Raw genomic sequence first — 17,677 nt, forward strand, 5'->3', positions numbered from 1 at the left:
CATGGAGGGTTGCTAGAATGATGATTTACATCAATGGCGAACAACAGGAAACTCACTGCAAGAATCTGCTGGAACTGATTCAGAGTATGGCGCTTGAGGGTAAGCGTTTTGCAGTTGAAGTCAATGAAATGATTATTCCTAAAAGCAGATTGGGCGATACGCCAATTTGCGATACAGACAAAATAGAAATTATTCACGCGGTCGGTGGCGGCTAATACTCGGGACAATTATGCAAGATTTATTACAGATTGGTTCACGCCAATTCCAGTCACGCCTTTTGGTAGGCACGGGCAAATACAAAGATTTAAATGAAACTCAGCAGGCCATTGAAACCAGTGGTGCAGAGATTGTCACTGTCGCTATTCGCCGGGTCAATATTGGCCAAGATCCTGACCAGCCGAATCTGCTATCAGTGATTCCTCCGGAAAAATATACCATTTTGCCGAATACTGCAGGTTGCTTCGATGCCAATAGTGCCGTCCGCACCTGTATGCTGGCGCGTGAGTTGCTCGATGGCCACAATCTGGTCAAACTTGAAGTTTTAGGTGATGAAAAAACGCTTTATCCAAACGTGACTGAAACATTGAAAGCCGCTCGCACCTTGATTGACGATGGCTTTGAGATCATGGTTTATACCTCGGATGATCCGATCGTGGCGCAAGAGCTGGAAAGCATGGGCTGTGTCGCGATTATGCCACTGGGTAGCCTGATTGGTTCTGGTCTGGGCATTCTGAATCCACACACCCTGTCAATCATCAAGGAAAATGCCAAAGTCCCGGTTCTGGTCGATGCCGGTGTCGGTACAGCCAGTGATGCTGCGATTGCGATGGAACTGGGCTGTGACGGCGTACTCATGAATACAGCGATTGCGGCAGCGCAAAATCCGGTCTTGATGGCATCTGCGATGAAAAAAGCCGTTGAAGCAGGCCGAGAAGCTTTTCTTGCAGGCCGTATGCCGCGCAAGCGTATGGCCAATGCCAGCTCGCCGGAAACCGGCTATTTCTTTAAATAAATTTTCATCAACAAAAATAAAGGACTCAATTGAGTCCTTTATTTTTTCCAGTAATTAAGGAATCAGACCTTCATCACGCATGGCAATCTGTACAGACTGACGTTCTGCCACCTTATTACGGATATGAATAATATTTTTATATGGACTCAGATCATGCTCAATCTGGTTCGACCAGTTGGTCAAGACAAATAGATAGGCATCCGCAGGCCCAAAGTTATCATCCACCAGATAATCATTGTCCGATTCACCGATAGCTTTATCGATATAACTCAATAGACGATCAATCTCCGCATAGGCTTTTTTCTTTTCATCGTCGGATAACTTGCCACCGAAGAACACCGCATAGGCATCATGTAGTTCAGAGTTCAGATAACCTAACCATTCCAGCACTTTGGCACGTCCCATGCCCGATGGTGGAATCAAATCTTGTTTTGGATCGTGTTGAGCAAGAAACGGTAGAATTGCAACATTTTCTGTCAGGATCAGACCAGGGTTAATTTCTAACGCTGGTACATAGCCTTTAGGATTAACTTCGTAATAATCCGTACCTTTTTCTGTTTTATGTGTTTTTAAATCAACACGTTCCAAATCAAAATCGACATTAATTTCATTTAAAATAATATGTGCTGCCAGTGAGCAGGCACCTGGCGAATAGTAAAGCTTCATTTCTGATCCTTGTTATACACTTCTCAATGTTTTAAATCGCTTCTGACAAACTTTCAAGTGATCAAACCTGTAAATTGCAAAAAAGCGTAACTGTCATTTTGGGGCAGTTACTCATTCAATATTCAGGATATTCCGGGCTTTTGCAAGTCAATCTTGTGTAGATTTTTATCTCTATCTGTTTAACATACACAGGTTTTCCAAATTTAGATGATATTTCGTGATTAGCCTGAAAAAAGAAGAATGGTTTTCCAATATCCGCACAGATGTATTGGCAGGTCTGGTGGTGGGACTTGCCCTGATTCCTGAATCAATTGCCTTCTCTGCCATTGCCGGTGTCGATCCGCAAGTCGGTTTATATGCCTCTTTCTGCATTGCAGTATCCATTGCCTTTTTTGGTGGTCGTCCTGCCATGATCTCTGCGGCTACAGGCGCAATGGCACTTTTGATGATTACCTTGGTAAAAGAACATGGTTTGCAATATCTGTTGGCTGCCACAATTCTGACCGGCATCATTCAGGTCATTGCGGGTTATTTTAAAGTCGCTAAATTAATGCGCTTTGTATCGCAGGCGGTGGTATACGGATTTTTGAATGCCTTGGCGATCCTGATATTTGTGGCACAAATCCCGGAAATTAACCGGATGGATAGCACCGGTTATCTGTTTATTGCGATTGGTCTGGCAATTATTTATCTGTTTCCGTATATCCCGAAAATTGGCAAAGCCATTCCCTCACCTTTAATCTGTATTATCGTATTAAGCGGGTTGGCGCTGTTGTTAAGTGCAGATATGCGTACCGTGAGCGATCTTGGACAATTCCCGGATACTTTGCCAGTATTCCTGATTCCAGAAATTCCACTCAATCTGGAAACCTTGCAAATTATCCTGCCTTATTCCTTTACCTTGGCGACTGTCGGTTTGCTGGAAAGCATGATGACCACTACAGTCATTGATGAAGTGACCGGAACTGAAGGTGACCGTCATCAGGAATGTCGTGGTCAGGGTATGGCCAATATTGTCAGCGGCTTTATGGGCGGGATGGCCGGTTGTGCCATGATCGGCCAGTCAATTATCAATGTGTCTTCAGGGGCACGTACCCGTTTATCGACTCTGGTCGCTGGTGTGTTTCTGCTATGTCTCGTGGTATTTCTGAAAGACTGGCTGGCTTATATTCCAATGGCAGCGCTGGTTGCCATCATGATTATGGTGGCATTTACCACCTTTCAATGGGGAGCGATCAAACAGTTTAGCAAGCATCCACTGGAATTTAATACCGTGATGATTGCTGTGATTATTGTCGTGCTTGCCACTCACAATCTGGCATTGGGTGTATTTGTCGGCGTACTGCTTTCTGCTCTGTTCTTTATCAATAAACTGGAAAGAACCGTACATGTCTATACGCATTTGAATTCGGCTCATTCACGTAGCTATGTTATTTCCGGACAGATTTTCTTTAGCAGTACAGAAAAATTCTATCAGTTCTTTGATTTTAAAGAGAAGCTTGAGCATGTCGAACTGGATCTAACCCACGCGCATATCTGGGACGTGACTTCGGTAAATATGCTGAATAACGTGATTCAGAAGTTTAAAGCCCAAGGTATAGATGTAAGGATAATCGGTTTAAATGAAGCCAGCAGTACACTGATTGACCGTTTTAGTAGCTGATGAACGGTGATTAATAAAAGAGCTTCAATTGGCTCTTTTATTTTATCTGGAAGATCTTGCCGATTTTTATGGAGAAATACCGAGAAAAGTTTGACTTGCTCGGCTCAGGACTTAAAATACCGCATTCTGAATTTTTAGATTTGCCAAAGTTATGTCGAACGATCAATTAGACCAGCAAGTCGTGGAGCTGGAAAACTTAAGCGAGCACCGTGAAATCGTGACGTTTATGCGCCGCTCAATGCCGCTAAACACCTCTCAACGTACTGCGCTTGAACAATATGGTCACTTAATTTTGGAATATCCAGTCGGTGATTTGCGTGAGCACTTTGAACATCCTGAACGTCCTTTGACTGTAGAAATCGGTTTTGGTATGGGCCGTTCACTGGTATTGATGGCCAAAGCCAATCCTGAGCGAAACTTTGTCGGGATTGAGGTCCATGTACCTGGAATTGCGCAGTGCGTGTATGAAGCAGGTGTTGAAGGCCTAACGAACTTACGTGTGCTGGATGCTGATGCAATTCAGGTATTACGTGAAATGCCAGACAATAGTATCAATACTGTGCAATTGTATTTCCCGGATCCATGGCAGAAAAAGCGTCATTTTAAACGCCGTTTTGTTTCGCATGACCGTATGCCACTGGTGGAGCAAAAGCTAGAACTTGGCGGAACTTTCCATGCTGCAACGGACTGGGAACCGTATGCGGAATGGATGATTGAAGTATTGGAAGAACGTCCACGACTGGAAAATCTGGCGGGCAAAGGCAACAGCTACCCTCGTCCAGAATGGCGTCCGCAAACCAAGTTTGAACGTCGCGGGATTGAAGCCGGTCACAAGATTAATGATTTTATCTTCAAGAAAATTTCTTAATCCAAGATTCAAAAAAAGCGCTGATTAATCAGCGCTTTTTTATGGGAGAAATTTTGCAATCCACTTATATATAAAGACAAATGCACCCAAAATAACACTTAAGAAGAAAAATAGATTTTCATCTTTATACTATTTCCATTTTTTATTATTTTTTCTTTTCATTTTTCACCAAAATTAAAGAGGAAAAAGAATTGAGTATTTTATTTTAGACTAAAAAATCCGGCTCTTTTATTTTCGATGACGTTCTAGGATCTGCTGGCTCAACAACTGATAGACATTTTGCAAATCTTCCCGCTGCATATTAGCTAACATCTGCTGATGCATATTCAAGATATTCTGATCACCACGCATCGCTGGGCCGGTCTGCATTTGTTTGGGATCATTCTGCGTGGCTTTACTGGCGGTTTCCAGCATCAAGGGATACAACAAACTAAAATCGACCTGTTGTGCATCAACCACCTGCTTGCCCATGTCATAACAATAATTGGCAAAGTTACAGGCAAATACCGCTGCAAGATGCAAACTGAGACGTTGACTAGAATTATAAGTATAAACACGATTGCTTAGGCTATTTGCCAGTTCTAATAACAGGATTTGGTCCTGTTCATTCTCCGCCTCAATAAATAGTGGCGTCTGCTGCCAATCAATCTGGCGTTCCAGACTAAAGGTCTGCAAAGGATAAAATACGCCTGCACGCACATGCACATTTTTCAGTAAATCGAGATGGGTACTGCCAGAGGTATGTACGATCAGGTTCTGCTGCAAATGCGGATGAATCCGTTCAATGACGCTGGCAATCGACTGATCACTGACCGCGATAATGACCAGATCCACCTCATGACTCAGCTGTTCAGGCTGAGCGATTGCCTGAGCGTTGAATTGCTCAGCCAGTTGCTGTGCTTTTTCTAGGGTTCGACTGTAGATCTGTACGATCTCATGTTGTGCTGACAATACCAGGGCAAGATGATATGCCACTCGCCCTGCCCCAATCATACTGATCCGCATCTGCTGTTCTTCCTGATAAATTACGCACAGCATGCCAATAAATAAAGATTGAGGCAATTGGCCTTGATGTTTTTGAATAGGCTTTAGAACTTTCGCAGGGTCAGAATCTGTTCACTTCGGCCAAAAGGTCCATGAACATCATGCAGAATCCCGCTAGTCAGACCGATACCATCTTCACCATATTGCTGCACCACTTCCAGTCCCAGCCATTTACCCTGCGGCAGACGGTGCATATGAATCTGCAGGTCCAGATTCGGAAATCCCCAACCGGAATTCGGGTCCTGACGTGGCACAATGCCATTGGCCGTATCGACCATACCGAGCAAACGACTAAAGTCTGTCGTCGGTTGACCTTCTACCATGTCCAGCGAATTTCTTAGCCAGACAATGCCCTTGCCTGCACGATGGTCAGCATGTGCCCGGGTTTCAATACTCTGGATATAACCGCCCGGCCAGCAGCGCATACCCTCCCAAACCGGTAAATATTCTGGACTTTCGATCGGAAAATCTTCCACTCCAGCAATGGCCGTGGTATTTGAAGTTAGCATTCTCCACGCGCGTGCCACGATACAGGTTTTACCATTGGCACACATTTCAGCTTCAACCAGTTCAATGGTTTTACCCGGACGGATCATGCGTGTGGTAATCGAAAATTCACCAAAGGCTATCAGGCCAAAAATATCCAGCCCGACCCGACCAATACGCATGTCAGCACGTGGCTGAAACTGTTCCAGTTCGACGCATAGAATACCGGTGGCTGGCGCCATGTGCTGCTCATGCGGATTCCACGCACCTTGTGCATGAATATTAGAACGGTAATAAGCCGTAGTACTGCCATCTGCATGCTGTTCGCGCTGAATAAAACTGTAATATGCCGACATTGTTTTAATACTTCCCTGAATATTCTCTTAAACTTTAGAATTTGCAAAAAGTTCTTTGATCTTTATTTTCTGAGCAAAAAGCCATGATAATTCATGATTTGACAATAAATTTTGCACTGTTTAAATCCGACTTTGGTTAAAAGTGCTGTAAAATTTTGCGCAGATAACAAGTGAAAATCCTGCTCCAAGCGTTCAATCATCTTGCTACTTTGCACCATGCTTAACCCTGTCTGCTGTGCCAGCTTCTGCATAATTTTGATGTCTTGCTGATCTTCGGGTTGCATCAGGTCATAGGTCAATGCAAGACCGTTGGTTTTAAGACACTGATGGATAGCCTGAAAAAATCCGTTTTTTTCGGAATTTGGAATGAAATGAGCCACCAGAATGGCCAATGCGGCATCGAAAGTATCCGGCTGATTCAAATCTTGAATCGTGCTTTGGATGAATTGCACCCTTTGTCGATCTATAGAATTCAGATTTTTACTAGCCTGTTTCAGCATGGCTGCTGATGGATCAATTGCAGTAAAGGTCCAGTCTGGATGTTGCTCTAATAAATACGACAATTCATAACCTGTTCCGCAACCCACTATTAATATATGTGCGGTTTCTGGGAGTTCAGTGCTGAGAATTGCTTCAATCTGCTGATGCACCAGTTCATAACCGGGAATCAGTTTACGGATATGATCGTCATAACTGACGACCACGACTTCACTGTGAAAGTTTTTTGCCATATTTTTACTCTAAATCTATGCACGAATCTAAAACTCAGGCGGGTATTTAGATAGATTGAATATTTAAATCTTGTAGCTTGATCTTATTTACTGTTTTCTTGAAATTTGATCATAGACCCGGCGACATGGATGTCGCCATTTTGCTGAGGGACATGGAAGTCCCTTCAGCAAAATAAAGGGATTTTGCTTACTTTTGGCCCATCAAAAGTAAGAAAAGCCTAAACATTGATATCGAAACCGTTATACAAATGGAGGCAATGCATGCATTAAATACTGCTTTGCCCCATTTAAGAATCGCATCAATACAATTTAAGCAATCTCTTTCAAGTTCAGCTCTTCACGCATAAATTCACGCAATTTGAACTTCTGTGCCTTACCTGAAGCCGTCATTGGAAATTCCTGAAAGAAACGCACATAGCGCGGCACTTTATTGTGAGAAATATGCTCCTTACAATACTGACGGATAGTTTCCTCAGTACACGGATCATTTTCATGCAGGATGATGCAAGCACAAAGTTCCTCACCATATTTATGGTCTGGCACACCGATCACCTGTACATCTGAAACGGCAGGATGGGTATAAAGGAAATCTTCGATTTCTTTCGGGAACAGGTTTTCTCCGCCACGAATGACGACATCCTTGATTCGACCCTTGATTTTCACAAAGCCTTCATCATCCATTTCAGCGATATCACCGGTATGCATCCAGCGTGCAGCATCAATCACTTCCTGAGTTTTGTCCTGGTCTTCCCAGTAACCGAGCATGACGGAATAACCGCGTACACATAGCTCGCCCAATTGACCGCGTGGCACCACCTTGCCATTTTCATCGACAATTTTAACTTCCAGATGCGGATGTACCCGGCCAACCGTACTAACACGTCGCTCGACACTGTCTGCCGTTGAGCTTTGTGCACTGACGGGTGCGGTTTCAGTCATGCCATAACAAATCGTGATTTCAGACATATGCATCCGTTCAATCACGCGCTGCATAATTTCCTGCGGACATGGACTACCCGCCATAATCCCGGTACGCAGACTGGACAGATCAAACTCGTCAAACTGTTCATGTTCCAGCACCGCAATAAACATAGTCGGCACACCATAAGCCGCGGTACATCTTTCCTGCTGAATGGCTTTTAAGGTTTCTAATGGATTAAACACGGCAGACGGATAAATCATGGCAGAACCATGCGTAATACAGGCCAGATTACCCATCACCATACCAAAGCAGTGAAATAAAGGAACTGAAATACAGACACGGTCTTCCGGCCCTAGATGGATGGCTTCGCCAACAAAGTACCCGTTATTTAAAATATTATTATGGGTCAGCATGGTGCCTTTCGGATTGCCCGTAGTGCCCGAGGTAAACTGGATATTAATCGTTTCATCAAACTGCAATTCACTGGAGATCTGTTGCAGTTGTTCCAACTCTTGCGCACTAGGCGAGCTTAGTAAATCCTGAAAACGGTGGATGCCGGTATGCTGCTGATCATCAATTTTAATCACATGCTTTAAATGCGGCAAGCGCTCTGCATTGAGGAATTTACTTTCAGTCTGCATCAGCTCAGGTGCAATTTTAGTCAGAATTTCCTGATAGTCCGTCGTCTTAAACTGCGCTGCAATCACCAGTCCCTTACAGGAGACCTTGTTTAGCACATATTCAAGCTCATTGCTTTTATAGGCCGGATTCAGGTTCACCAGAATAATGCCTGCCTTGAAGGCCGCAAACTGGGTAATGGTCCATTCCACACAGTTCGGCGACCAGATTGCCAGACGGTCACCTTTTTGCATACCCAGTTTCAGCAGCTGACAGGCAAAGGCATTGACCTGATCCTGTAGCTGCCGGTAACTGAGGCGTATGTTCTGATGCAAACTCACTACCGCATCACGTTCTGCATACTGCTCGCAAGCCTGATCAAATTTTTCACCAATCGTCATGCCCAATAAAGGCTGGCTGCTGGTTCCATAGGCATAGCTTAACCGTACTTGTGTCATTGAATCGATCTCCTTGATTCTTTGTAATTCTGATTTTCAACTTTACTAATTGTTTTATGACCACGACGACCTTGTCTGTGTACCGGTTTCTTGTGCGTTTATGCTTGTAAATTTTCCTCCTGTCCACGTACTGCGTTAACACAAAAATCGGCAATCTGTTTGACAAAGTGATCCTTATATTTCTGATCAAACATCACATTGCGGGACGGATTTAAAGGTTCAATCACGACAAAGGTCATGGCACCAACCACGCCCAACGCTGCCGTATTCAAATCTTCAAATTCGAATTCTCCATTGACCTTTCCTTCGGCCAGAATTTCCTTAATGCTCTGCTTAAGCAGCTGCTTACTGCGAAAACGCTCATGTTCCATTTCCGGATCAACCGGTTCGAACATCAGTGAATACGCCAATTGGGGGCTATTCATGGCACGCTTGACAAAAGTTGTAACAGATTTTTGCAATTTCAGTTTTGGCGATAAATCTGACTCGGCAATATGGTTCAGAATTCCGGCTTCATGCTGAATCGCGGCCGACAAAACCTCAATTAAAATCTGGCTTTTGCTTTCGAAATATCGATAGACCAGCCCTGTAGAAACGCCTGCGCGTTCTGCAATCGCCTGAATCGATGCCTCCTTCAAGCCCCCTTGAATAATCAGTTCACGAGCAGATTCCAAAATCGACAGGCGATTTTGTTCCATTCGTTCCTGCATCAATGATGATCTTTTATAACTCATAAAATTAATCTCAACAAGATAAAATGAATTGTAAATCATTTTGTGAATATAGATTCACTTTTTTATTTTTTCGTTGTATGTTAAAACCACAAGCACAACAACAATGCTTTTTTGGACACAACAAATATAACCTCAGGATGGATGAAGAATGAATTTACAAAGCTTGGATTTCGGTTTGGATGAAACTCTAATAGCGCTTCGTGATTCAGTGGCCGCATTTTGCGCCAAAGAAATTACCCCGATTGCTCAACAGGTTGACCGTGACAACGAGTTCCCTGCTCACCTTTGGAAAAAATTTGGCGAGATGGGCCTGCTCGGGCTGACAGTCAGTGAGGAATATGGCGGTTCAAATTTTGGTTATCTGGCGCACATCATTGCCATGCAGGAAATTTCCCGTGCTTCTGCATCCATTGGGCTGTCCTATGGCGCACATTCTAACCTATGTGTAAACCAAATTAAGCGAAATGGTACTGAAGAACAGAAACAGCGTTATCTGCCTAAACTGATTTCAGGTGAATATGTCGGTGCCTTGGCAATGTCTGAACCGAATGCAGGCTCGGATGTGGTGAGCATGAAACTGAAAGCAGAAGACAAAGGCGATCACTACCTGTTGAATGGTTCAAAAATGTGGATCACCAATGGTGGCGATGCCGATGTCCTGGTGGTCTATGCAAAAACCGATTTGCAAGCCGGTGCCAAAGGCATGACTGCGTTTCTGGTTGAGAAAAATATGCCAGGTTTTAGCCACGGCACCCATTTGGACAAACTCGGCATGCGTGGTTCAAACACTTATCCGCTGTTTTTTGACAATGTTGAAGTTCCGAAAGAAAACGTCATGGGCGGCGTCGGTAATGGCACCAAGGTCTTGATGAGTGGTCTGGACTATGAACGTGCTGTATTGAGCGCTGGCCCACTGGGGATTATGGATGCCTGTATGGATACAGTGATTCCATATATTCATGACCGTAAACAGTTTGGTCAGGCGCTAGGTGAATTCCAGTTGATGCAGGGCAAAATTGCCGACATGTATTCGACCTGGCTGGCATGTAAGGCACTGGTTTATGCGGTCGGTGCTGAATGTGACAAAGCGGAACATAGCCGTAGTCTGCGTAAAGATGCTGCCAGTGCCATTTTATATGCTGCTGAAAAAGCGACCTGGATGGCGGGTGAAACCATTCAGACTTTAGGTGGTAACGGTTATATCAACGAGTTTGCTGCAGGCCGTTTATGGCGCGATGCCAAACTGTATGAAATTGGCGCCGGTACTTCAGAAATCCGCCGCATGCTGATTGGCCGTGAACTTTTCAACGAAACAGCCTAAATCTTAACACTTAGAATAAAACAAGGATGTTCGTCATGAATCAGTTATCGAGCAAAATCAATATACGTAGTGAAGAGTTTAAAACCAACCAGACTGCCATGCTGCAACTGGTGGATGACCTGAAACAGAAAGTTGAAAAGATTGCCCTCGGTGGCGGCGAAACTGCCCGCCAAAAACATTTAGATCGCGGCAAGCTGTTACCACGTGAACGGATTAATCACCTGATTGATCCAGGAACCGCTTTTCTGGAAATTGGTCAGCTGGCTGCCTATCAGGTTTATCAGGATGATGTGCCTGCCGCAGGTGTGGTCGCTGGTGTTGGTCAGGTCAACGGTGTGACCTGCATGATCATCGCCAATGATGCTACGGTGAAAGGCGGTACTTATTATCCATTGACAGTGAAAAAGCATTTACGTGCCCAGGAAATTGCCGAACAGAACCATCTGACCTGTATCTATCTGGTGGATTCAGGCGGTGCATATTTGCCTTTACAGGATGAAGTATTTCCAGACCGCGATCACTTCGGCCGTATTTTCTACAATCAGGCACGTATGTCGAGCCAAGGTATCGCTCAGATTGCAGTGGTGATGGGTAGCTGTACTGCCGGTGGTGCTTATGTTCCTGCCATGTCAGATGAAACCATTATTGTCCGCAATCAGGGCACGATCTTCCTCGGCGGCCCTCCTCTGGTTAAGGCAGCTACTGGTGAAGTGGTGTCTAGTGAGGATCTCGGTGGTGGTGATGTGCATACCCGTTTGTCTGGCGTGGCTGATCATCTGGCTGAAAACGATGAACATGCGATTGCGATTGCCCGCAACATCGTGGCCAACCTGAACAAAAAGCCAAACAAGACCGCAGATGAAATCGAAGCGCCGCTATTTGACTGTTCGGAACTGTACGGCATTGTGCCGAGTGACGCGCGTAAGCCTTTTGATATCCGTGAAGTGATAGCCCGTATTGTCGACGGTTCACGTTTTGACGAGTTCAAGGCACGTTTCGGCACTACCCTGGTGACCGGTTTTGCCAAGCTCTATGGCATGCCGGTCGGGATTATTGCCAATAATGGCATTCTATTTTCCGAGTCAGCCCAAAAAGGCGCACATTTTATTGAGCTGTGTACCCAGCGCAATATTCCACTAATTTTCCTGCAAAACATTACCGGCTTTATGGTCGGCCGCCAGTATGAAAATGAAGGCATTGCCAAAAATGGTGCCAAGCTGGTGATGGCCGTCGCCAATGCCAATGTACCTAAGTTGACTCTAGTGATTGGCGGTTCTTTTGGTGCCGGCAACTATGGTATGTGTGGTCGTGCTTATTCGCCGCGCTTTATGTGGACCTGGCCAAACTCGCGTATTTCAGTGATGGGCGGTGAACAGGCATCCAGCGTTTTGTCGACCTTAAAACGCGACCAGATTGAACAAAAAGGTGGCAGCTGGTCAGCTGAAGAAGAAGACCAGTTTAAACAGCCAATTCGTGACCAGTACGAACGCCAGGGCCATCCTTATTATGCATCTTCACGTTTATGGGATGATGGTGTGATTGATCCAGCGCAATCGCGTGAAGTTCTAGCCTTAAGTCTGGCTGCGGCCCTGAATGCGCCAATCCAGCCAACCAAATTCGGCGTGTTCCGCATGTAAGAGGTGACAAAATGACATATCAATTTTTACAGCTCGAACAGCAGGATCAGGTCGCGACAGTCTGGATTAACCGTGCCGAACTGCACAATGCTTTTAATACCCAGGTGATTGAAGAACTGCATACTTGCTTCCAGTCTCTCAATAACCGTGACGATGTGCGTGTCGTGATTCTGGCAGGTCGTGGCAAAAGTTTTTCTGCAGGTGCTGACCTGAACTGGATGAAACAGGCCGGTCAGGCTTCTCAAGCAGATAACGAAGCGGATGCGCTCAAACTGGCAAAAATGCTGCAAAGTCTGGCAACCTTGAAACAGCCGACCATTGCCCGGGTACATGGTATTGCTTTTGGCGGCGGCATGGGTTTGGCTTCGGCCTGTGATATTTGCATCGCCAGTACAGATGCCAAGTTTGCGACGTCGGAAGTACGTTTAGGTCTGGCGCCTTCGACCATCAGCCCTTATGTGATTCGCGCGATTGGGGCTCGTCAAGCATCACGTTATTTCCTGACCGCCGAGCGGATTTCAGCAGAACAAGCCAAAAGCATTGGACTGGCACATGAAGTCACCTCTCCAGAACAGCTCGACAGCAAAATTGATGAAATTGTTGAAGCATTATTACTCGGTGGACCTACTGCACAGAATGCCTCAAAACAGCTGATTCAACTGGTTGACCAACAGGTTTTAACCGAAGATTTACTGCTTAAAACCGCACAGCATATTGCCCATGTTCGCCAGGGAGATGAGGCGAAAAATGGACTGAATGCATTTTTGAACAAACAAAGCCCGGCCTGGATCAAGACCACGGCATAACAACGAGAAGGATCCTACGATGTTTGAAAAGATTTTAATTGCCAACCGTGGTGAAATTGCCTGCCGTGTCATTCGTACAGCGAAGAAATTAGGGATTGCCACCGTTGCTGTCTACTCCGATGCCGATGCGCAGGCACAGCATGTCAAACTGGCCGATGAAGCGATCTATATTGGTGAGTCGCCAGCTGCACAAAGCTATTTACAGATTGAACGCATTATTCAGGCGGCAAAAACGACCGGTGCTCAAGCGATTCACCCGGGTTATGGCTTCCTGTCTGAAAATGACCAGTTTGCCGAAGCATGCCAAGCCAATAACATCACTTTTATTGGTCCACCGGTAGCAGCCATTCTGGCGATGGGTCTTAAAGCCACCTCTAAAGCATTGATGGAAAAAGCCGGTGTGCCTTTAACCCCCGGCTATCATGGTACCAATCAGGATGCCGACTTCCTGAAACAGCAGGCAGACAATATTGGCTATCCAGTACTGATCAAGGCCAGTGCCGGCGGTGGCGGTAAAGGCATGCGTCTGGTGGAACGCAGCGAAGATTTTCTTAGCTCGCTTGCTTCATGCAAGAGTGAAGCACGTTCAAGTTTTGGCAATGAAGACGTTCTGATTGAACGTTATGTGATTCAGCCACGTCATATTGAAGTGCAGGTGTTTGGTGATACCCACGGCAATTATGTACATCTGTTCGAACGTGATTGCTCGGTACAGCGTCGCCATCAGAAAGTGTTGGAAGAAGCGCCTGCACCGAAAATGCCGGAAGACAAACTGGAGGCGATGCGTCAGGCGGCAATCGATGCTGCGCGTGCAGTAAATTATGTCGGTGCCGGTACAGTCGAGTTTATCGTGGAGCAAGACGGTACAGCTTACTTCATGGAAATGAATACCCGTCTTCAGGTTGAACATCCGGTGACTGAAATGATTACCGGACAGGATCTAGTGGAATGGCAATTGCGCGTGGCTTTTGGTGAACCTTTACCGAAGCAGCAGCATGAATTGCAGATTCATGGACATGCACTCGAAGCCCGTGTTTATGCCGAAGAACCGGAAAAAGGCTTTATTCCTGCGATTGGTCAGATCAGCTACCTGCATTATCCAGAGCAAAATGACCATGTCCGTGTCGATAGCGGTATTGTCGAAGGCGACGAGATCAGCACTTATTATGATCCGATGATTGCCAAACTGATTGTCTGGGGCAAAAACCGTGAAGCAGCCCTAACCCAGATGCACCATGCATTAGGTCAGTTCCATGTCGATGGTCTGAGCAATAATATCGCTTTCCTTGACCGGCTAGTGCTGTGCGACTCATTCAAAAATGCACATTTAGATACTGGCCTGATTCAGCGTGAAGAGGAATTCCTGCTCAAACCTTCTGCGGATATCAGTGCCGAACTGGTGGTCAGTGCCGCACTGATTGAACTCCTGGCACGTCAAGCACAGAATCCCGTTCCAAGCAATCCGGTGTGGCAGCAAAAAGCATTCTGGCGCCTGAACCAGCAAAATAGCCATACAGTGCAATTACAACGCAATGGCATTAACCTGAAAATTCAGTTCAGCACCCAAGATCAAGGCTTTGTTGCCAGCTATAACGGTCAGCAAATTCAGATTCAGGGTCAACTCGTCGATGCCCATACTTTAGCCTTCCAACTGGCGGGTAAACAGCAAAAACTGGCTTTTAGCCAGAGTGAGCAAGGCATTACCCTATTCCAGAATGGTCAAAGCTATAAGTTCAATTACCTGAAGTCTGATTTTAATAATCAGGATGAACAAGGCACGGAAAATAATCTGATCGCGCCAATGCCAGGTGTCATTACCCAAGTGCTCGTGGCAGCCAATGACAAAGTCAAAAAAGATGATGTACTGATGACGCTGGAAGCCATGAAGATCGAATATTCAATTCGTGCACCGCATGACGGCATCATTGCAAGTTCATATTTCCAGAAAGGTGATCAAGTCAAAGCTGGTGATGAACTGGTCGAATTCCAGCCACTGGCGGAGGAAGTAGCATGACGGATTTTGTCAAAATCGTAGAAGTCGGACCACGCGATGGCCTGCAAAATGAAAAAACACCTTTGACATTGGATGACCGGAAAAACCTGATTTTGGACCTGATGAAAACCGGTCTGCAGTCCATCGAAGTCGGCTCCTGCGTTTCAGCCAAATGGGTACCGCAAATGGCTGACAGTGATGTGCTCTTTGCCAGCCTACCCCAAGATCCGAATATTCAGTTCAGTTTGTTAACCCCGAATCTGAAAGGTTTTGAATCGGCACTGGCTGTGGGTTGCAAGGAAGTGGCAGTATTTACCGCTGCTTCTGAAAGCTTTACCCGCAAAAATATCAACTGCTCGATTGATGAAAGTTTTGAGAAGTTTGCCGATGTGATGTCAGCCGCCAAAGCCAATGACATCAAGGTACGCGGTTATGTCTCCTGTATGGTGGACTGTCCTTATGAAGGTGCGATTGATCCCAAGCAGGTGGTGAAAGTCACGCAGCGTTTGCTGGAGATGGGCTGCTATGAAGTGTCGTTGGGTGAAACCATTGGCACAGCAACACCGGATCGGGTGAAAAATGTCTGGGAAGCTTGTTTGGCTGAACTTGATGCCAAAGTGCTGGCCGGTCATTTCCATAATACCTACGGCATGGCGATTGCCAATATTTATCAGTCACTGTTGCAAGGCATTCGGGTCTTTGACTCCTCCATTGCTGGACTGGGTGGCTGTCCTTATGCCCAAGGTGCATCTGGCAATGTCTCGACCGAAGACCTGTATTACCTGCTCTCGAATATGGGCTTTGAAACCGGTATTCAGCTGGATGCACTGATGCAGGCCAGTCGTAATATCAGTGAAGTCTTGCAGCGCAATAATCCATCCAATTATGCCAATGCCTACTGGCAAAAAGCCTGTGCTTAACAATAATCATGCTTGAGCAAAATAAACTTAAGCAACCCATAAGGATATAAACAGCAGATTTAAGTCTGCTGTAATAACAATAGAGGTGACAAGATGTCAAACAAGGTTTATGACAGCGCTCAATCCGCCTTAAAGGATGTGGTGCAAGATGGTCATACTCTGGCTGTCGGTGGTTTCGGCCTATGTGGTATTCCAGAAGCTTTGATCACGGCCCTAAAAGAAACTGGTGCCAAAAATTTGACCTGTATTTCCAATAATGCCGGTGTAAACGGCTTCGGTCTGGGGCTTTTACTGGAAACAAAACAGATTAAAAAAATGATCTCCTCTTATGTCGGTGAAAACAAGGAATTCGAACGTCAATATTTAAATGGCGAACTGGAAGTTGAGCTGACCCCACAGGGTACACTGGCAGAAAAATTACGTGCTGGCGGTGCCGGTATTCCGGCTTTTTATACGGCGACGGGTGTCGGAACCGTGATCGCTGAAGGTAAGGATGTCCGTGAATTTAATGGCAAGTTTTACATTCTGGAAGAATCTTTAACAGCTGATGTTGCTCTGGTTAAAGCCTATAAGGCCGATAAAGCCGGCAACCTGATTTTCCGTAAAACCGCCCAGAACTTTAATCCGGTCTGTGCCATGGCCGGCAAAATTACCATTGCTGAAGTCGAAGAGATTGTCGAAATTGGCGTGCTGGATCCGGACGAAATCCATCTTCCGGGAATTTATGTGAACCGGATAGTCCTGAATGCTCAACCGGAAAAACGTATTGAACAGATGACTTTAAAGGCGGAGGCTTGATCATGGCTTGGACACGTAATGAAATGGCGCAGCGCGCGGCACAAGAGCTTGAAGATGGTTTCTACGTCAATCTAGGGATTGGCCTGCCGACGCTAGTCGCGAACTATATTCCGGAAAATATCAATGTCTGGCTGCAGTCGGAAAATGGCCTGCTGGGGATTGGCGAATTTCCAACCGAGGAGACAGTGGATGCCGACCTGATCAATGCCGGTAAACAGACGGTTACCGCGCGAAAAGGTGCTTCATTTTTCTCAAGTGCCGACTCCTTTGCCATGATCCGTGGCGGTCATGTCAATATTGCCATTCTGGGTGCTATGGAAGTGTCCGAAACTGGTGATCTGGCCAACTGGATGATTCCAGGCAAAAAGGTCAAAGGCATGGGCGGTGCCATGGATCTGGTCGCGGGTGTACAAAAGGTCGTGGTCTTGATGGAACACTGCGCCAAAGATGGTACACCGAAAATTGTACCGCAATGTAGCCTGCCCCTTACCGGCCAGGCTGTGGTGAACCGGATTATTACCGATCTCGGTGTACTGGATGTTAGTCCTGATGGAATTCGACTGGTTGAACTGGCACCAGAGGTCAGTTTTGAAGAGATTCAAAAAGTCACGGGGGTAGCGCTACTACGTAACGCTGCCTGATCC

17 protein-coding genes are annotated in these 17,677 nt (G+C 45.8%); 11 read left to right on the top strand and 6 right to left on the bottom strand.

Annotated features, from left to right (window positions below):
- Positions 1–17 precede the first annotated feature (17 nt).
- Together thiS and NI465_RS08305 are read left to right on the top strand one after the other, a co-directional pair.
- Positions 18–215, top strand: a complete 198-nt coding sequence (gene thiS, locus NI465_RS08300) for a sulfur carrier protein ThiS (RefSeq protein ID WP_004280105.1) — start codon at positions 18–20, stop codon at positions 213–215.
- Between the two features lie 14 nt (positions 216–229).
- A complete protein-coding gene (locus NI465_RS08305; RefSeq protein WP_004646601.1) occupies positions 230–1,012 on the top strand; it encodes a thiazole synthase in 783 nt (260 codons plus the stop codon).
- 54 nt (positions 1,013–1,066) lie between these two features.
- Here NI465_RS08305 and NI465_RS08310 read toward each other — a convergent pair whose 3' ends face one another.
- Entirely contained in the window at positions 1,067–1,678 is a 612-nt protein-coding gene (locus NI465_RS08310) for a glutathione binding-like protein (RefSeq protein ID WP_004729975.1), read from the bottom strand.
- A gap of 217 nt (positions 1,679–1,895) precedes the next feature.
- Here NI465_RS08310 and NI465_RS08315 point away from each other — a divergent pair, with 217 nt between their 5' ends.
- Together NI465_RS08315 and trmB are read left to right on the top strand one after the other, a co-directional pair.
- The gene (locus tag NI465_RS08315) at positions 1,896–3,341 is read left to right on the top strand and encodes a SulP family inorganic anion transporter (RefSeq protein WP_253144999.1); all 1,446 of its coding nucleotides are present in this window, start codon (positions 1,896–1,898) and stop codon (positions 3,339–3,341) included.
- A 151-nt stretch (positions 3,342–3,492) separates the two neighbouring features.
- On the top strand, positions 3,493–4,209 hold the full coding sequence (trmB, locus tag NI465_RS08320; protein ID WP_005104490.1) for a tRNA (guanosine(46)-N7)-methyltransferase TrmB: 717 nt from the start codon (positions 3,493–3,495) through the stop codon (positions 4,207–4,209).
- 228 nt (positions 4,210–4,437) lie between these two features.
- On the opposite strand, the gene NI465_RS08325 is transcribed toward trmB, so the two are convergent.
- The 5 genes from NI465_RS08325 to NI465_RS08345 all read right to left on the bottom strand — a co-directional run bounded on the left by NI465_RS08325 (position 4,438) and on the right by NI465_RS08345 (position 9,558).
- On the bottom strand, positions 4,438–5,214 hold the full coding sequence (locus tag NI465_RS08325) for a Rossmann-like and DUF2520 domain-containing protein (protein WP_253145016.1): 777 nt from the start codon (positions 5,212–5,214) through the stop codon (positions 4,438–4,440).
- Between the two features lie 83 nt (positions 5,215–5,297).
- On the bottom strand, positions 5,298–6,095 hold the full coding sequence (locus NI465_RS08330) for a thioesterase family protein (protein ID WP_004280113.1): 798 nt from the start codon (positions 6,093–6,095) through the stop codon (positions 5,298–5,300).
- Positions 6,096–6,157: 62 nt separating this feature from the next.
- Positions 6,158–6,826 (bottom strand): class I SAM-dependent methyltransferase, encoded by a 669-nt coding sequence (locus NI465_RS08335; protein ID WP_213687127.1) that lies wholly within the window; start codon positions 6,824–6,826, stop codon positions 6,158–6,160.
- Positions 6,827–7,135: 309 nt separating this feature from the next.
- Complete coding sequence (locus NI465_RS08340; RefSeq protein ID WP_253145000.1) at positions 7,136–8,824, bottom strand: AMP-binding protein; 1,689 nt, start codon at positions 8,822–8,824, stop codon at positions 7,136–7,138.
- 98 nt (positions 8,825–8,922) lie between these two features.
- Positions 8,923–9,558, bottom strand: coding sequence for a TetR/AcrR family transcriptional regulator (locus NI465_RS08345; RefSeq protein WP_253145001.1), 636 nt, complete (start codon positions 9,556–9,558; stop codon positions 8,923–8,925).
- A gap of 148 nt (positions 9,559–9,706) precedes the next feature.
- On the opposite strand from NI465_RS08345, the gene NI465_RS08350 reads away from it, so the two are divergent.
- The 7 genes from NI465_RS08350 to NI465_RS08380 all read left to right on the top strand — a co-directional run bounded on the left by NI465_RS08350 (position 9,707) and on the right by NI465_RS08380 (position 17,674).
- Positions 9,707–10,879, top strand: coding sequence for an isovaleryl-CoA dehydrogenase (locus NI465_RS08350; RefSeq protein ID WP_004646592.1), 1,173 nt, complete (start codon positions 9,707–9,709; stop codon positions 10,877–10,879).
- Positions 10,880–10,914: 35 nt separating this feature from the next.
- A complete protein-coding gene (locus NI465_RS08355) occupies positions 10,915–12,516 on the top strand; it encodes a carboxyl transferase domain-containing protein (protein ID WP_253145002.1) in 1,602 nt (533 codons plus the stop codon).
- A gap of 11 nt (positions 12,517–12,527) precedes the next feature.
- Positions 12,528–13,322 (top strand): enoyl-CoA hydratase/isomerase family protein, encoded by a 795-nt coding sequence (locus tag NI465_RS08360; RefSeq protein WP_253145003.1) that lies wholly within the window; start codon positions 12,528–12,530, stop codon positions 13,320–13,322.
- Positions 13,323–13,341: 19 nt separating this feature from the next.
- Positions 13,342–15,336 carry an acetyl/propionyl/methylcrotonyl-CoA carboxylase subunit alpha gene (locus tag NI465_RS08365; protein WP_253145004.1) on the top strand — a complete coding sequence of 665 codons (1,995 nt, stop codon included), beginning with the start codon at positions 13,342–13,344 and terminating at the stop codon, positions 15,334–15,336.
- Positions 15,333–16,235: a hydroxymethylglutaryl-CoA lyase gene (locus NI465_RS08370; protein WP_253145005.1), complete on the top strand. Its 903-nt coding sequence runs from the start codon at positions 15,333–15,335 to the stop codon at positions 16,233–16,235. The genes NI465_RS08365 and NI465_RS08370 overlap by 4 nt, the downstream gene beginning before the upstream one ends.
- Positions 16,236–16,328: 93 nt before the next feature.
- Positions 16,329–17,033 carry a CoA transferase subunit A gene (locus NI465_RS08375; RefSeq protein ID WP_253145007.1) on the top strand — a complete coding sequence of 235 codons (705 nt, stop codon included), beginning with the start codon at positions 16,329–16,331 and terminating at the stop codon, positions 17,031–17,033.
- A gap of 2 nt (positions 17,034–17,035) precedes the next feature.
- The gene (locus NI465_RS08380) at positions 17,036–17,674 is read left to right on the top strand and encodes a CoA transferase subunit B (RefSeq protein ID WP_005104503.1); all 639 of its coding nucleotides are present in this window, start codon (positions 17,036–17,038) and stop codon (positions 17,672–17,674) included.
- The last annotated feature ends 3 nt before the right edge of the window (positions 17,675–17,677 follow it).

Source organism: Acinetobacter lwoffii, from assembly GCF_024129855.1.
GTDB lineage: Bacteria > Pseudomonadota > Gammaproteobacteria > Pseudomonadales > Moraxellaceae > Acinetobacter > Acinetobacter lwoffii_L.

Excerpts from the sequence above, each read along its gene's own strand:
- thiS (WP_004280105.1), top strand. The coding sequence starts at position 18 with ATGATGATTTACATCAATGGCGAACAACAGGAAACTCACTGCAAGAAT.
- NI465_RS08305 (WP_004646601.1), top strand. The coding sequence starts at position 230 with ATGCAAGATTTATTACAGATTGGTTCACGCCAATTCCAGTCACGCCTT.
- NI465_RS08310 (WP_004729975.1), bottom strand. The coding sequence starts at position 1,678 with ATGAAGCTTTACTATTCGCCAGGTGCCTGCTCACTGGCAGCACATATT.
- trmB (WP_005104490.1), top strand. The coding sequence starts at position 3,493 with ATGTCGAACGATCAATTAGACCAGCAAGTCGTGGAGCTGGAAAACTTA.
- NI465_RS08325 (WP_253145016.1), bottom strand. The coding sequence starts at position 5,214 with ATGCGGATCAGTATGATTGGGGCAGGGCGAGTGGCATATCATCTTGCC.
- NI465_RS08330 (WP_004280113.1), bottom strand. The coding sequence starts at position 6,095 with ATGTCGGCATATTACAGTTTTATTCAGCGCGAACAGCATGCAGATGGC.
- NI465_RS08335 (WP_213687127.1), bottom strand. The coding sequence starts at position 6,826 with ATGGCAAAAAACTTTCACAGTGAAGTCGTGGTCGTCAGTTATGACGAT.
- NI465_RS08340 (WP_253145000.1), bottom strand. The coding sequence starts at position 8,824 with ATGACACAAGTACGGTTAAGCTATGCCTATGGAACCAGCAGCCAGCCT.
- NI465_RS08345 (WP_253145001.1), bottom strand. The coding sequence starts at position 9,558 with ATGAGTTATAAAAGATCATCATTGATGCAGGAACGAATGGAACAAAAT.
- NI465_RS08350 (WP_004646592.1), top strand. The coding sequence starts at position 9,707 with ATGAATTTACAAAGCTTGGATTTCGGTTTGGATGAAACTCTAATAGCG.
- NI465_RS08355 (WP_253145002.1), top strand. The coding sequence starts at position 10,915 with ATGAATCAGTTATCGAGCAAAATCAATATACGTAGTGAAGAGTTTAAA.
- NI465_RS08360 (WP_253145003.1), top strand. The coding sequence starts at position 12,528 with ATGACATATCAATTTTTACAGCTCGAACAGCAGGATCAGGTCGCGACA.
- NI465_RS08365 (WP_253145004.1), top strand. The coding sequence starts at position 13,342 with ATGTTTGAAAAGATTTTAATTGCCAACCGTGGTGAAATTGCCTGCCGT.
- NI465_RS08370 (WP_253145005.1), top strand. The coding sequence starts at position 15,333 with ATGACGGATTTTGTCAAAATCGTAGAAGTCGGACCACGCGATGGCCTG.
- NI465_RS08375 (WP_253145007.1), top strand. The coding sequence starts at position 16,329 with ATGTCAAACAAGGTTTATGACAGCGCTCAATCCGCCTTAAAGGATGTG.
- NI465_RS08380 (WP_005104503.1), top strand. The coding sequence starts at position 17,036 with ATGGCTTGGACACGTAATGAAATGGCGCAGCGCGCGGCACAAGAGCTT.